This is a genomic window from Pseudomonas sp. NPDC087814 (assembly GCF_044742865.1).
GTDB lineage: Bacteria > Pseudomonadota > Gammaproteobacteria > Pseudomonadales > Pseudomonadaceae > Aquipseudomonas.
Genome location: NZ_JBIUVK010000002.1, coordinates 164,332 through 176,935, shown reverse-complemented (window position 1 = coordinate 176,935; position 12,604 = coordinate 164,332). Strand labels below are relative to the sequence as shown.

13 protein-coding genes are annotated in these 12,604 nt (G+C 58.4%); 5 read left to right on the top strand and 8 right to left on the bottom strand.

What is annotated here, in order from left to right:
- Positions 1 to 22: 22 nt before the first annotated feature.
- From ACIOMR_RS02880 to ACIOMR_RS02870, 3 genes are all read right to left on the bottom strand, one after another.
- Complete coding sequence (locus ACIOMR_RS02880) at positions 23 to 2,122, bottom strand: FAD-dependent oxidoreductase (RefSeq protein WP_401192085.1); 2,100 nt, start codon at positions 2,120 to 2,122, stop codon at positions 23 to 25.
- A 441-nt stretch (positions 2,123 to 2,563) separates the two neighbouring features.
- Complete coding sequence (locus tag ACIOMR_RS02875) at positions 2,564 to 2,686, bottom strand: PA1414 family protein (protein ID WP_003210728.1); 123 nt, start codon at positions 2,684 to 2,686, stop codon at positions 2,564 to 2,566.
- A gap of 137 nt (positions 2,687 to 2,823) precedes the next feature.
- Positions 2,824 to 3,717 carry a putrescine utilization regulator PtrR gene (locus ACIOMR_RS02870; RefSeq protein ID WP_003210727.1) on the bottom strand — a complete coding sequence of 298 codons (894 nt, stop codon included), beginning with the start codon at positions 3,715 to 3,717 and terminating at the stop codon, positions 2,824 to 2,826.
- Positions 3,718 to 3,821: 104 nt separating this feature from the next.
- Between ACIOMR_RS02870 and ACIOMR_RS02865 the strand changes: the two genes are divergently transcribed.
- Positions 3,822 to 5,030 carry an MFS transporter gene (locus ACIOMR_RS02865; RefSeq protein ID WP_401192080.1) on the top strand — a complete coding sequence of 403 codons (1,209 nt, stop codon included), beginning with the start codon at positions 3,822 to 3,824 and terminating at the stop codon, positions 5,028 to 5,030.
- Here ACIOMR_RS02865 and ACIOMR_RS02860 read toward each other — a convergent pair.
- The 3 genes from ACIOMR_RS02860 to ACIOMR_RS02850 all read right to left on the bottom strand — a co-directional run bounded on the left by ACIOMR_RS02860 (position 4,942) and on the right by ACIOMR_RS02850 (position 7,893).
- Positions 4,942 to 6,384 carry an NCS1 family nucleobase:cation symporter-1 gene (locus tag ACIOMR_RS02860; protein ID WP_087694816.1) on the bottom strand — a complete coding sequence of 481 codons (1,443 nt, stop codon included), beginning with the start codon at positions 6,382 to 6,384 and terminating at the stop codon, positions 4,942 to 4,944. The genes ACIOMR_RS02865 and ACIOMR_RS02860 overlap by 89 nt on opposite strands.
- Positions 6,385 to 6,595: 211 nt before the next feature.
- The gene (locus ACIOMR_RS02855; protein ID WP_008438163.1) at positions 6,596 to 7,003 is read right to left on the bottom strand and encodes a DUF2177 family protein; all 408 of its coding nucleotides are present in this window, start codon (positions 7,001 to 7,003) and stop codon (positions 6,596 to 6,598) included.
- A 53-nt stretch (positions 7,004 to 7,056) separates the two neighbouring features.
- A complete protein-coding gene (locus tag ACIOMR_RS02850) occupies positions 7,057 to 7,893 on the bottom strand; it encodes a S1 RNA-binding domain-containing protein (protein ID WP_008438162.1) in 837 nt (278 codons plus the stop codon).
- A 323-nt stretch (positions 7,894 to 8,216) separates the two neighbouring features.
- Between ACIOMR_RS02850 and ACIOMR_RS02845 the strand changes: the two genes are divergently transcribed.
- The 3 genes from ACIOMR_RS02845 to ACIOMR_RS02835 all read left to right on the top strand — a co-directional run bounded on the left by ACIOMR_RS02845 (position 8,217) and on the right by ACIOMR_RS02835 (position 10,263).
- A complete protein-coding gene (locus ACIOMR_RS02845) occupies positions 8,217 to 8,396 on the top strand; it encodes a hypothetical protein (protein ID WP_003210722.1) in 180 nt (59 codons plus the stop codon).
- 208 nt (positions 8,397 to 8,604) lie between these two features.
- On the top strand, positions 8,605 to 9,330 hold the full coding sequence (locus ACIOMR_RS02840) for a TorF family putative porin (protein ID WP_003210721.1): 726 nt from the start codon (positions 8,605 to 8,607) through the stop codon (positions 9,328 to 9,330).
- 66 nt (positions 9,331 to 9,396) lie between these two features.
- Complete coding sequence (locus tag ACIOMR_RS02835; RefSeq protein WP_003210720.1) at positions 9,397 to 10,263, top strand: DUF6279 family lipoprotein; 867 nt, start codon at positions 9,397 to 9,399, stop codon at positions 10,261 to 10,263.
- 3 nt (positions 10,264 to 10,266) lie between these two features.
- Here the strand turns inward: ACIOMR_RS02835 and ACIOMR_RS02830 are convergent, their stop codons facing one another.
- The gene (locus ACIOMR_RS02830) at positions 10,267 to 10,656 is read right to left on the bottom strand and encodes a hypothetical protein (protein ID WP_003210719.1); all 390 of its coding nucleotides are present in this window, start codon (positions 10,654 to 10,656) and stop codon (positions 10,267 to 10,269) included.
- Positions 10,657 to 10,810: 154 nt separating this feature from the next.
- Between ACIOMR_RS02830 and ACIOMR_RS02825 the strand changes: the two genes are divergently transcribed.
- Positions 10,811 to 11,086: a hypothetical protein gene (locus tag ACIOMR_RS02825; RefSeq protein WP_401192076.1), complete on the top strand. Its 276-nt coding sequence runs from the start codon at positions 10,811 to 10,813 to the stop codon at positions 11,084 to 11,086.
- Positions 11,087 to 11,132: 46 nt separating this feature from the next.
- Here the strand turns inward: ACIOMR_RS02825 and ACIOMR_RS02820 are convergent, their stop codons facing one another.
- Positions 11,133 to 12,479 (bottom strand): DEAD/DEAH box helicase, encoded by a 1,347-nt coding sequence (locus tag ACIOMR_RS02820; RefSeq protein WP_401192073.1) that lies wholly within the window; start codon positions 12,477 to 12,479, stop codon positions 11,133 to 11,135.
- Positions 12,480 to 12,604 lie beyond the last annotated feature (125 nt).

Sequence of the window (12,604 nt, the reverse complement as noted above, 5' to 3'; positions counted from 1 at the left end):
TCGGATGTCGCACCCGTTTTTTTTATTCCCATACTGCCGAAACGGCCGGCGCTCTGGCCTGGATGACTTCCTGGACCAAAGACGCCCATACCAATCCCTGCGTGGTGCCCCCGGCATAAGTTGCCCCCGCGACAATGCGGTTGTAGGCGGACCAATGCACGATTGAAAGTCCATCTGCGGTGCCGGGCCTGGCACATTCGATTTGTTGCAAGTCGCCACGTTCGATTGCGCGGCTGCAGGACTTTGGAAAGTGTCGAGAAACGGCAGCCAGGCACGCCGCCCGTATCTGTTCCTTGTACTGCGGCGTCGAATCGGGCGGCACCTGCCCGGCGGAAACAAGGATGCAGTTCCCGTCCAGGCGGCAATTCATGACGCCGATTGGCAGGTCGTACTCCAGCTTGAGTCCGCGCATGTCGACACCTTCATCATCAACGGCGCGCAGCTTGAAAAACCAGCCAATGATCGGGATGACCTCTGGCTCGTCCACCCCCATGGCCGTGACGACAAAGTGCTCTCTACTCAGATCGGCAATTTGGACCGGACTCAGGTGCCGTGGCAGGAACTCAACCCCTGAGCGCTGCAAAAGCGTCACCATCTCATCCATTAAATGGATAAATTCCAGATCGTAGCCCGACACCTCAATCGCCCGCCCGACCTCGGGAACTCCATACATTGCCTGGAATTGCAGCTGACTGATCTCTGCAAGCTCTCGCCCCGGCTTGCCACTCGGCCAAGGCCTGTTTTCAATATCCCATTGCTCGCGGATTGCGGCCTCCGTGCCACTGGAGTCGTCCACATAGGCTCGTACAATTCGCGATCGTGCAAATCGTGCCAGCGATGGGTTGTCGGCCAGGAATTTTTCAAACAGCTCGATGCCTGCGCGATTGCACTCAATGGCCAGGTACTGATTTGCGGGAGTCAGGTAATCGTTAGGCAGCGGTTTTGCAGTCGTCTCCGTTGCTGACAGATGACGCATGTTCACCTGCTTGTGACTGACACCATCGCGCTGCTGATTTCCTCCGTAAACCGTGACCTGATAATTTGCCAGGCGGAACATCACGGCTTGGAGCAGCCCGTTGATACCTCTGCCGATGATCGACACACGCGGCGCACCGGCATCGGCTTGCCGAGAGGGGATCGCCAATGAGTGTGCAAGCTTGCGCCGGACAAGGCCGCGCAAGGCCATCAAGCTCAGTTGCACCGAGACCGCATAGTCGAGGTCGCAATGGCAGGCTTCGGTGGTGGCCGCCTGTGTGGTCAGCGTCGCCGGCTTGTACCATGTGGAGACACTGCAGCCGAGCGCTTGTGTGCGCACCCGAAACGCATCCAGTGTCCTGGGGCCGTAGTCCAATATGAGCTGGATATCTTCGGAGACTGCCAGGGTCTGCAATGCATCGTCGCTAAAGACATCCGGCTTGGCGACACAGACAAGGCGAGCCTTTCTGTGCAGGCACTGAATGAGGGTCCGATCAATGCGATAAATGGATTCATCATTCAGGGATAAGCATAGGGCGACTGCATTGGCCCCCTCGAGCGCCTCAAGCCAGTCGTCAACCAATGAAACCCTACAATCGGAAGAGGCTTTCCCGAAACTGTCCGACACTCGATCGCGTCGATCCAACACCTTAATCCGAACATCCGGATCTCGAGCAAGCAACAACTTAACAAGCTCTTTCCCTACATTGCCGTATCCCAGCACACAGATGTCATGGGGCAAGGAGCCATCGGCCAGCGTCAGCCAGTGCGCAATATAGGCAGCAACATGCGGCGCATTGACCCCTGGCGTGTTAATCACTCGAACATTGTTGCGCTCGCACAGATCCAATCGGATCTTATCCAGACTTGTACCTCTGCGGACCAAATAGAGTTCGCCAAATGGGTGGGATATACGCCATTGGTTGATGACGTCGGCATCAATAACCTGGTCTGCGACAACGAGCGTTGATGGGCGCAGCAGTGCAATCTGTATAAGCAGAGCCTGCTTGGTTAACGTCGGCGGGAAAAACACCACGTTGCCGGGTGCATCAGCTTTCCAGCCACGCGATGCAGGGGCGATATGCAAGATGTTTTCGGTGGTGGCAATGAGTGACGCGGCGACTGGCGGAACGGAAGAGAACATCATGGTTTTGTCTCCAACAGTTCTGACTGGCTCCTACTCCGGAGAGCGCAACTCAATGAAGTTGGGGGCTTGCAAGAACTGCAAACGCTACAAATCTTTTCGTGATGAAACTCAACCTACGCCTATCCTAATAATCAAATAAGCCCGTCGACTCTGACAAACAGGTAGTCCAATTCCGATACTTAATGGCTAAACTCGACTGACGCGCACACGTCCGGAATACCAATCGGTATGACCGTGGCGTTATTAAATTAAATATTTGAAGGATTATTCCGAAAGCAGGCGTCTTGAGAAAATCACCAAACCCCGGAAATGAAAACGTCCGGCCAAAGCCAGACGAAGAATTGAAGTACACAGCAACGGGTCATGATCAATCATGACTCCAATACATAGGCAAACCTCCTGGCCGCGCCCAAACAAACATGCTTGAGCGCTTTCCAGGACTTACCTGCGACGCGGGCGACGCTGCTCGTCATCGGTGCGGATTGGCACCGGTTGCAACGGTGGCTCGATCAAGCCGAGTGCGACGCCGAGGTCGTGCAGCCAGTTTTGCAGTTTCTCTTTCATGGTGCCCCCTTGGGGTAATGCCGAGCGGCTGGAATTCTGTGGCCGCTTCCTACAGATAGTAGTCTTAAGTCTTACGTATTGCTTGAACGAAACCACAACGAACTATTACTGAATTGATCAAAATCCTGACGGATCGTTCAAGCAATCGCTCGGGTTTCGGTTTCCGGTAGCACCTTGCCCTCCTGCTGCAGGTCAATCCACGCATTGAGGTTAGCGCCGAGCATGCCCTTGCGCCACATCAACCAGGTGGTGGCGCTGGCAAAAGGCTCGGCCAGCGGATGAATGGACACGCTGTCCTTGCCCGGCAGGCTGTCGAGCATCGATTCCGACATCAACGCCACGCCGGAACCGGCGATTACACAGGCCAGCATGCCCTGGTAGGACTCGATCTCGATGGCCCGGCCCATGGCCACGCGATCGTGGGAAAACCAGGCTTCCAGGCGCGCCCGATAAGAACAACTGCGTCGGAAAGTGAACACCGAACGGCCGGCAACATCCTGCGGCCCACGCACCGGCGGATGATCCGCCTCGCAGATCAGCAGCAGGCGCTCTTCGCACAGCGGCACGCCGTCTAGGGTGGCCAGGGTCAACGGCCCATCCACCAATGCGGCGTCCAGGCGCCCGGTGATCAAGCCTTCCAGCAGTTCACCGCTGGGCGCTGACTGCACCTGCAGGTTCACCATCGGATACGCCTTGTGGTAACGCGCCAGCAGCTTGGGCAAATGAATCGCCGCCGTGCTGTACATGCTGCCGAGCACAAAGTCTCCAGCCGGTTGCCCGCCTTGCACCGCGCCATGGGCTTCGTCATGCAAGGCCAGCAGGCGCGCACTGTAGTCCAGCAGCACTTTGCCTGCAGGAGAAAGCTGCAAGCGCTGGCGCTCGCGCACGAACAGTTCGACGCCCAGCTGTTCTTCCATCTGTTTAAGCCGGGTCGACAGGTTGGACGGCACCCGGTGCAAGCGCTCAGCGGCACGGGTGATGGAGCCTTCCTCGGCCACGGCCTGGAAAATCCGCAATTGACTGAACTCCATCATCATTCTCCAAAACTGAACAAGTTACTCACTATTATTCATTTTTAAAGAAAGTCAATCCGCTTTAGCCTGATGGTCACTCGCTGCTCCCAGGAAAAACCACCATGTCACCGCTGATCCGCTTACTCGCCAGCTTTATCGCCCTGATGATGGCCATGGGCATAGGTCGATTCGCACTCACCCCGCAAATGCCGCATTTGCTCAGTGAAGGGCAGATCGACCTGACCGGCGCCGGCCTGATTGCGGCCGCCAACTACCTGGGTTACTTCGTCGGCGCGGTGGATTCGATCTTTGCCCGCAGCCATCACCATGTACGCGGGCGTTTGTACGGCGGGCTGTGGCTGTGTGTGCTGCTGACCCTGGCGTCGTACTGGGCCCACGGGTTCTGGCCGCATCTGTTGTTGCGCTTTGGTACCGGTGTAGCCAGTGCCTGGGCGCTGGTGATGATTACCAGCCTGAGCCAGCCGCTGGCCATTGCGGCCGGGCGCCCACGCCTGGGTGCGCTGGTATTTGCCGGGCCGGGGCTGGGAATTCTCTTGACCGGGTTGCTGGCGCTGGGCTCCAACCTGTTGGGGCAAGACTCTGCAACCTTGTGGCTGGTGTATGGGGTGGTCGCCCTGGTCATGCTGCTGGCAATCCTGCCGTTCCTGCCCAAGCCTTCCGCTGCCGACTCGCCCGTTGCCAGCCACACCGCCGTGGCCAGCAACGGCAGCATCACACATCTGTGCTGGATCTACGTGTTGTATGGCCTTGGCTACATCATCCCGGCGACATTCCTGTCACAGATGGCCAGCGCGCAATTCAAGGGAGCATGGCAAGCAGACCTGTTCTGGCCCTGCTTTGGCCTGGCTGCCGCGATTGGCGTGGTGGCGGCCAGTTTGCGCCGCAAGGACCCGGACACTACCCGTCGCTGGCTGATGACCACCCTTTGGCTGCAAGCGGCAGGCGTGTTTGCCTGCCTGCTGGGCAACGGTTGGGGGCTGGCGCTGGGGGTGTTGCTGTGCGGTGGGCCATTCCTGGCGTGCATGCAACTGGTGATGGCGCGCTTGCGTGAGGTCGCCCCCCACGGCTACCAGCGCAGCACCGGGTTGCTGACCGCCAGCTTTGCGATCGGCCAATTGAGCGGTCCGTTGCTGGCGTCGGTGAGCAGCCACCTCAGCGGTGGCCTGCAACCGGCGCTGGTGGTAGCAGGCGCCGGTTTGTTGGTGGCCGGATCGGTGCTGGTCAGCCGGCAACCATCGACACAGGCGCGCGAACCTGTTCACGCCGCGCCAACACCAGGAAAAACAGCCCACCCAGGAAGCAGCCGGTAAACCAGGCGAAATTGGCCATGCCCTGCAGCACCGGGGTGAAGGTAATCGCGACGCCCACCAGCGTCGCTGGCACCAGCGCCTTGACCGCCGTCCAGTTCACGCCGCCGTCAAAGTAGTAGCGCCCGCTCGGGCTGTCATCGAACAGCGCATCCACGTCGATCTTCTGTTTTTTGATCAGGTAGAAATCCACCAGCAGAATCCCGAACAACGGCCCGATAAACGCGGCGAGGATATCGAGGGTGTAGTGGATCATCAGCGGGTTGTTGAACAGGTTCCATGGGGTGATGAAGATCGAGGCCACCGCCGCAATCATTCCACCGGCACGCCAGCTGATTTTGCTCGGTGCCACGTTGGCGAAGTCAAAGGCCGGCGAGACGAAGTTGGCGACGATGTTGATGCCGATAGTCGCAGTGACAAAGGCGAACGCCCCCAGCAACACAGCCATGTCATTGTCGATGCGCGAAACGGTGGCAATCGGGTCGTGGAGCATTTCGCCGAACACCGGCAAGGTGCCCGAGACGATCACCACGGTGACCAGGGAGAACGCCAGGAAATTCACCGGCAGGCCCCAGAAATTTCCGCGACGCACGTCTTTCATCGTGCGGCAGTAGCGGCTGAAATCACCGAAGTTCAAGGTCGGCCCGGAAAAGTACGACACCACCAACGCGGTTGCCACGATGATTTGGCCAAACGCCTGCCAGCCTGAGAGGGATTTTTCCGCCAGGGTGAAGCTGATATTGGCCCAGCCAGCCTTCCAGACGATCCAGCCTGCCAGGGCAAACATCACCGCATAGACCACAGGCCCCGCCCAGTCGATGAAACGACGGATGGACTCCATGCCCGCCCAGAACACCAGCGCCTGGAGCGTCCACAGGCTGAGGAAACCGAACCAGCCCAGGTACGACAGGCCGGCAAAGTGCGGTTCTGCGTATACCGCCATCTGTGGGAAAAAGCGCAGCACCACGATGATCAATGCACTGGACGCCAGGTAGGTCTGGATCCCGTACCAGGCCACTGCGATCAACCCACGAATCACCGCCGGGATATTCGCCCCGAATACCCCAAAGGCCAACCGGCAGATTACCGGGTACGGCACTGCCGCCTGCTGGCTCGGCTTGGCCACCAGGTTGGCGATCAATTGCACAATGCAAATCCCGGCGAGCAAGGCGATCAATACCTGCCAACTGGCCAGCCCCAGGGCGAACAGGCTGGCGGCGAATACGTAGCCGCCGACGCTGTGCACGTCGCTCATCCAGAAGGCGAAGATGTTGTACCAGTTCCATTTTTGCGGCAGCGGTCCCAGGTCCTGGTTGTACAGGCGCGGGCTGTAGCCTTTGGGCAATTGTTCGGTCATCGCAGGGCTCCTCGTAAATACCGGCCTGCCACCCGCGACGGGAGTGCGTACGGGAGGCGACATGGTTTGTATACGAGTTGTTGAGCAGAATGCGTGCCAATGCAATAAAACTCGGCACAATCCCCCGTGGAGCTTGGCTCTTCAGGCGGCGTAGAGACGATTGAACGGTGGTGATTCGCTCAGGGATGGTGCAGGGCAATCCTGTACACAATCAATTGTGCACCCTGCGCGCACATTGATAGCCCACGGTGCAGCAAACGGCAGTCAGGAAGGTGCCCCAGGCGATGTCCATGAAGGCCAAACCGGCGGACCAGCCCTGCAGGGTTGCCCAATTGCTCAGGTCATAGGTGCCGTAGGCTACCAATCCCAGGAGTGCACCAAGCCGCGCGGCACGCTGCCAGCCGCCGCTCGCCAACGCAGGCAGGACGACAAGCACCACACAACCGAATACATAGAGGAGATAGAACGCCACGGCTGGGAACAGGCGCGGCTGATCAAGCATCAACGGGCCGAGCAGCGCTTTGTAGGTCGGGCCCATGAGGACACCGAGCCACAGGCCGTCAAGCATCAGAAAGGCAAGCAACGTACCGAGGTAGGCGAAAAGCGTTTTTCTGGACATTGAGGCGGCCTTCTGCAGGAGCAAGCGTGCTCCTACAGAAGAGCAAACCGCGATCAGCTTAGTTCAATGCGATCCGCGTGGATCACAATCTGACCCTGCTTGTAGAGGGCGCCGATGGCCTTCTTGAAGTTGCCTTTGCTGACACCGAACAAACTGCTGATCAGTGCCGGGTCGCTTTTATCGCTGACCGGCAAGGTGCCGTTGTTGTCGCGCAACTTGGCGAGGATCTTGGAGTTCAGGCTGGAGGCCGCTTCTTCACCCACAGGCTGCAGGCTCAGGCTGATATTGCCGTCGGCGCGGATTTCCTTGATGAAGCCTTTCTCTTCCTTGCCCGGGCGCAGGAACTTGAACACTTCGTTCTTGTGGATCAGGCCCCAGTGCTTGTTGTTGATAATGGCCTTGAAGCCCATGTCGGTGGCCTCGGCTACCAGCAAGTCAACTTCCTGGCCGACCTTGTAGGTGGCCGGGGTCTTGTCCAGGTAGCGGTCAAGGCGTGCGGTGGCGGTGATGCGCTTGGTGTGTTTGTCGAGGTAGACGTGTACCACGCAATACTCACCGGCGGTCAGCTGGCGCTTTTCTTCGGAGTAAGGCAGCAGCAGATCCTTGGGCAGGCCCCAATCGAGGAATACACCGATACTGTTGACTTCAACCACTTTCAGACTGGCAAATTCACCCACCTGTACTTTTGGTTTTTCGGTGGTCGCGATAAGTTTGTCATCGCTGTCCAGATAAATGAAAACGTTGAGCCAGTCTTCATCTTCACTGGGAATATCTTTGGGGATATATCGGTTGGGCAAGAGGATTTCGCCCTCTTGATCACCATCCAGGTACAAACCAAAGTTAGTGTGTTTAACCACTTGCAAGCTGTTGTAGCGCCCGACTAAAGCCATCTCAAATACCCTCATTGCGTGGGCGGCATTCTACCCGAGTTGACGACGGCGGTCCCGCGTACCGGCGTACAGGCCTGAAAAATCATGGGTTTGCCGAGAAGCGCCCCGCTCGTCAGGTCATCGGGCTGAATCCGGCCAGTACTCACGGCCGGATTTCCTCGAGGGATTCGAGTTAAAACAGCAAGTTAGGTGAGTATTTCACTTAATAATCCAGGCGATTCATAAACCCTGCGTATATTTCAGGGGGATATTTGCCAAGCAATTGTCAAGCATTTCATGTACGATGCATGGCCAAGTTAATTTTCTACAGGTTAGTGGCCGCCATGCGCGTAAAAGCATCCAACAGCAAAGCAAAGCCAGCTCCCGCCGTTGAAACCAGCGAATCGATCAACAGCCAAATTGCTGCATTCCTCAAGCAGGGCGGCGAAATCCAGCAGATTGCCAAAGGCGTAAGCGGCCAGACTTTCGGCCCGTCCAAGCAGATCACCCTGGGTAAAAAGTAAGACTCGCGCATTACACCTGGTCCCTATGCGCTTTGCCTTTCAAGGCGCTAGGACTAGAGCCCGCACTACCCCCTGATACACCCCTTTATTACGCCAATCGACGAACGGGCCTCATCTGCGAACCATCGCCGGTATGCTTGCACACGTCTAGATCGGGCATTTGCCTGATATTTCCCGTTACTGCTCCTCGCTTTTCATGGAGTGAAGCATGCTCAAATCCTGCATATTCCTGGCCGGTGCCCTGTTGGCCAGCCCCCTCGCCGAAGCGCAGGTTTTCCAGCGTGAACTGGGTGATTTCGACCTGAAATTGGGCACGACACCCAGCCGAAGCATGGCTCAAGGCCTGGTAAAGCCCACGGCACCCGGGAGCGACTCGTTCCATGGCGGCCTGGACCTGAGCCACGGCAGCGGCCTGTACCTCGGCCAATTCTCACCGAGCATGGGCATTTCCCCGACCAGCAACCTGGAAGTCGACTCCTACCTGGGTTTCAAACGCCCCTTCGACCAGACCCTGGGTTATGAACTGGGGATGATTCACTACAGCTATCCCAAGCTGAGCCCCCTCGACAGCCAGGAGTTCTACGGCGGCCTGACCTTGCTGGGCAATCGCTTCGGCGCCTCCTTCAGCAACGACCCGGACCGGCAGGACAGCACCCTGTTCGCCGACCTCGGCGGCACCAAGCCGTTCGGCATCGGCGTCAGCATGAAATACACCACCCACCAGCTCGGCACCCCGGTCTCGGTGGCCGATGGCAGCTCGATCCGCAGCTTCAGCGACTGGTCGGTACAATTTTCCAGGCCATGGATGGGCGTCGACCTGAACCTGATCTACAGCGACTCCAGCCTCAGCGGCGGCGATTGCTCGGCCTACTCCGGACACAACTCGCAATGCGACGGGCTGTTGACCCTGAAGGCCGAGCGGGCGTTTTATTGATGGGCTGAACTGTCGCTGCCCTGACGGGTTCAGATGCAATACTCTCGTCTGCGCAAGGACTCGCTCATGCTGCGTCGGTTAAAATTTCTGGTGATGTTGCTGACCCTCAGCCTGGTGCTTGCCGGCTGCAATCGGGTGGGCCTGGCCTATCGCAATCTGGATGTGATCATCCCCTGGACCCTCAGCGACTACCTGGAAATGAACGCCGGGCAGAAGAGCTGGTTCAACGACACACTCAAGGAACACCTGGCCTGGCATTGCACCACCCAGTTGCCGGGCTACCTGGACTGGCTCGATCGCCTGCAACAGATGGTCGACACCAACCAGGTGACCGACGCCGCCCTGCAAACCCGTACCGCCGAAGCCAAACAAGCCATTGCCGAGAGCGCCCGGGCGATCACGCCGTCCGCCGTCGAGCTACTGCAGGGGCTGGACGACCAGCAAGTACAGGATATGGAGCAAGCGTTCGCCAAGGACCTGCGCAAGCGTCAGGACGAATACCTGAAACCGCCCCTCGAGCAGCAGATCAAGGAACGCGCCGAGCGCATGAACAAGCGCCTCGATGCGTGGCTCGGGCCGTTAAGTGCCAGCCAGCAGAATCGCGTCACCGCCTGGTCGATCGCCTTGGGTGAGCAGAACCAACAATGGATTGGCAACCGCGCCCACTGGCAAACACTATTTATCGCAGCCGTCAAAGACCGCCACAGCAGCGATTTCCCACAGAAGATCGAGCAACTGCTGGTGAACCGCGAAAGCCTGTGGACGCCGGAATATCGCCAGGCCTACGCCCAGACCGAAGCCGCTGCCCGCAGCCTGATCGTCGACCTGATGGCGGAAAGCACCGTGCAACAACGCCAGAAGCTGACACAAAAGATCGACAAGGTGCGCAGCGACTTCAAGGCACTTAAATGCCTGAAGGCTGGCACCCCATAGTCATCAGGCAATCTGTGGTTTGGAAGCCAGTTCATCAAACGTCGCCGGATCCAGCGCATCCGCCTGCTCGTCCAGCACCTGACGCGGGTGATTATCACCGGGGATACAGCTGTCGATCAGGCTCAGCAACTGTGAGCCGCGCTGGGTCAATTTGAAGTTCTCACCATTGCCGCACTCTTCCTCTGACCGCGACTCAATAAAGCCGTGCTTGAACAACAACGCCTCGTAATCCGCCGCGAGCTTTTTAAACTCATCGAGATTACCGATGGGCTCTCCGGCGGCGGCCCTTTTAGTCGCTTCTTCCTCGGCGTATTTGCGTGGGGCGAAGCTGGCGCCACCGTTCTGTACCTCATGCAGCAGTCGTTCGATCAAATCCCAATCGTAAGTCGTCATCCTGATTCCTCCTGAAGGCACACGAAATAGGCCCTTCAAAGGTGTGACATGCCGGACCCGTCGTCCGTTCAGCCTAGCGTACGGACGCGATTTCGCTGAACTTTTCAGTGCTCACGGCCCTCAACCGTTCATCACCGCCATGGAGGTCCGAATCATGAAAACCCTGCTGAATATGGCCGTCGCCACCACGCTGCTTGCCGCCCTGCCCGCCTGGGCCTGCACGCTCGAAGAAGCCACCGCCAAACGTGAACAACTGGCCAAGGAAGTGACCAAGCTCACCCAACAGAACCCGGAGAAGGCCAAGGAGATCAACGAAGAATTGCAGAACATGAAGTTGGAAACCGCCAGCGCGGACCTGCCCGACAAGTGCCAACTGATCGACCAGCGCCTCAAGGAAATGGACGAAGCAGCGGCCAAGGCCAAAAACTGAGGCGAAAAAAAACCGGACATTGTCCGGTTTTTTTATGGCTCAAGCCTTACTCGGCAGCCGGTGCTTCCGGCTTGCGGCGCTTCAGAGGCGCCATGCCGTCCTTGCTGACCAACGACAGGTTGTCGGTCTTTGGACGGTTGGCAATCTTGCGCTTGGTCGGCGACTTGGCACCGGCCTTCTTCTTGTCGCCCTTGGCGTCGACCTTTTTCTTCTTCACGCCAACGGCCTTGCCCGATGCCTTGACCTTCTTCGGCCCGCCGTAGGTGCCTTTGACTTCCTTGATGGTGCGGCGCTCGAACGACTGCTTCAAGTAGCGCTCGATGCTCGACATCAGGTTCCAGTCGCCATGGCAGATCAGCGAGATCGCCAGGCCATCGTTGCCGGCACGCCCGGTACGACCGATACGGTGTACGTATTCGTCGCCGCTGCGGGGCATATCAAAGTTGATCACCATGTCCAGGCCATCCACGTCCAGGCCGCGGGCGGCAACGTCGGTGGCGACCAGGATCTTCACGCCGCCTTGCTTGAGGCGGTCGATGGCCAGCTTGCGGTCCTTCTGGTCTTTCTCACCGTGCAGGACGAACGCCTTGTACTCCTGAGCCACCAGGCGACCGTAGATGCGGTCGGCCATGGCCCGGGTGTTGGTGAACACGATAGCCTTCTGATAGGTCTCGTTGGCCAGCAACCAGTTGAGGATCTGCTCTTTGTGCACGTTGTGGTCAGCAGTGATGATCTGCTGACGGGTGGTCGAGTTCAGGTCGCTGACGTTGTTGACCTGCAGGTGCTCAGGGTTGTTCAGGACCTTGGCGACCATGTCGCGCAGGGTCGAACCACCGGTGGTGGCCGAGAACAGCATGGTCTGCTGGCGGTTGAGGCACTCTTGCACCAGGCGCTGCACGTCGTCGGCAAAGCCCATGTCGAGCATGCGGTCGGCTTCGTCGAGCACCAGGACTTCAACTTCCTTGAGGTCCAGGTTGCCGGCGTTCAGTTGTTCGATCATCCGGCCCGGGGTGCCGATCAGGATGTCCGGCACCTTGCGCAGCATGGCGGCCTGGACCTTGAAGTCTTCGCCGCCGGTGATCAGGCCGGACTTGATGAAAGTGAACTGCGAGAAGCGCTCCACTTCCTTCAAGGTCTGCTGGGCCAGTTCGCGGGTCGGCAGCAGGATCAGGGTCTTGATGCTGACACGAACTTTCGCCGGGCCGATCAGACGGTTAAGAATCGGCAGGACGAAAGCGGCGGTCTTGCCACTCCCGGTTTGAGCCGTCACCCGCAGGTCACGCCCTTCGAGCGCGAGCGGGATGGCCGCTGCTTGCACAGGCGTTGGCTCGACAAATTTAAGCTCGGCCACGGCTTTGAGCAGGCGTTCGTGCAGGGCGAATTGGGAAAACACGGGTGCTACCTCGAAGAAATACAAAAAAACAGCTGCATAGGGTAACGGTTTCGGGCGCCGAGGCCGAGTTTCTTTACGCGAACTGGGTTAATCAGGCGCTTTTTTGTCAGGGGATTTGTCCACAA

What these genes read in the sequence shown, in the direction of transcription:
- ACIOMR_RS02880 (WP_401192085.1), bottom strand. Translation starts at nt 2,122, where the DNA reads ATGATGTTCTCTTCCGTTCCGCCAGTCGCCGCGTCACTCATTGCCACC.
- ACIOMR_RS02875 (WP_003210728.1), bottom strand. Translation starts at nt 2,686, where the DNA reads ATGAAAGAGAAACTGCAAAACTGGCTGCACGACCTCGGCGTCGCACTC.
- ACIOMR_RS02870 (WP_003210727.1), bottom strand. Translation starts at nt 3,717, where the DNA reads ATGGAGTTCAGTCAATTGCGGATTTTCCAGGCCGTGGCCGAGGAAGGC.
- ACIOMR_RS02865 (WP_401192080.1), top strand. Translation starts at nt 3,822, where the DNA reads ATGTCACCGCTGATCCGCTTACTCGCCAGCTTTATCGCCCTGATGATG.
- ACIOMR_RS02860 (WP_087694816.1), bottom strand. Translation starts at nt 6,384, where the DNA reads ATGACCGAACAATTGCCCAAAGGCTACAGCCCGCGCCTGTACAACCAG.
- ACIOMR_RS02855 (WP_008438163.1), bottom strand. Translation starts at nt 7,003, where the DNA reads ATGTCCAGAAAAACGCTTTTCGCCTACCTCGGTACGTTGCTTGCCTTT.
- ACIOMR_RS02850 (WP_008438162.1), bottom strand. Translation starts at nt 7,893, where the DNA reads ATGGCTTTAGTCGGGCGCTACAACAGCTTGCAAGTGGTTAAACACACT.
- ACIOMR_RS02845 (WP_003210722.1), top strand. Translation starts at nt 8,217, where the DNA reads ATGCGCGTAAAAGCATCCAACAGCAAAGCAAAGCCAGCTCCCGCCGTT.
- ACIOMR_RS02840 (WP_003210721.1), top strand. Translation starts at nt 8,605, where the DNA reads ATGCTCAAATCCTGCATATTCCTGGCCGGTGCCCTGTTGGCCAGCCCC.
- ACIOMR_RS02835 (WP_003210720.1), top strand. Translation starts at nt 9,397, where the DNA reads ATGCTGCGTCGGTTAAAATTTCTGGTGATGTTGCTGACCCTCAGCCTG.
- ACIOMR_RS02830 (WP_003210719.1), bottom strand. Translation starts at nt 10,656, where the DNA reads ATGACGACTTACGATTGGGATTTGATCGAACGACTGCTGCATGAGGTA.
- ACIOMR_RS02825 (WP_401192076.1), top strand. Translation starts at nt 10,811, where the DNA reads ATGAAAACCCTGCTGAATATGGCCGTCGCCACCACGCTGCTTGCCGCC.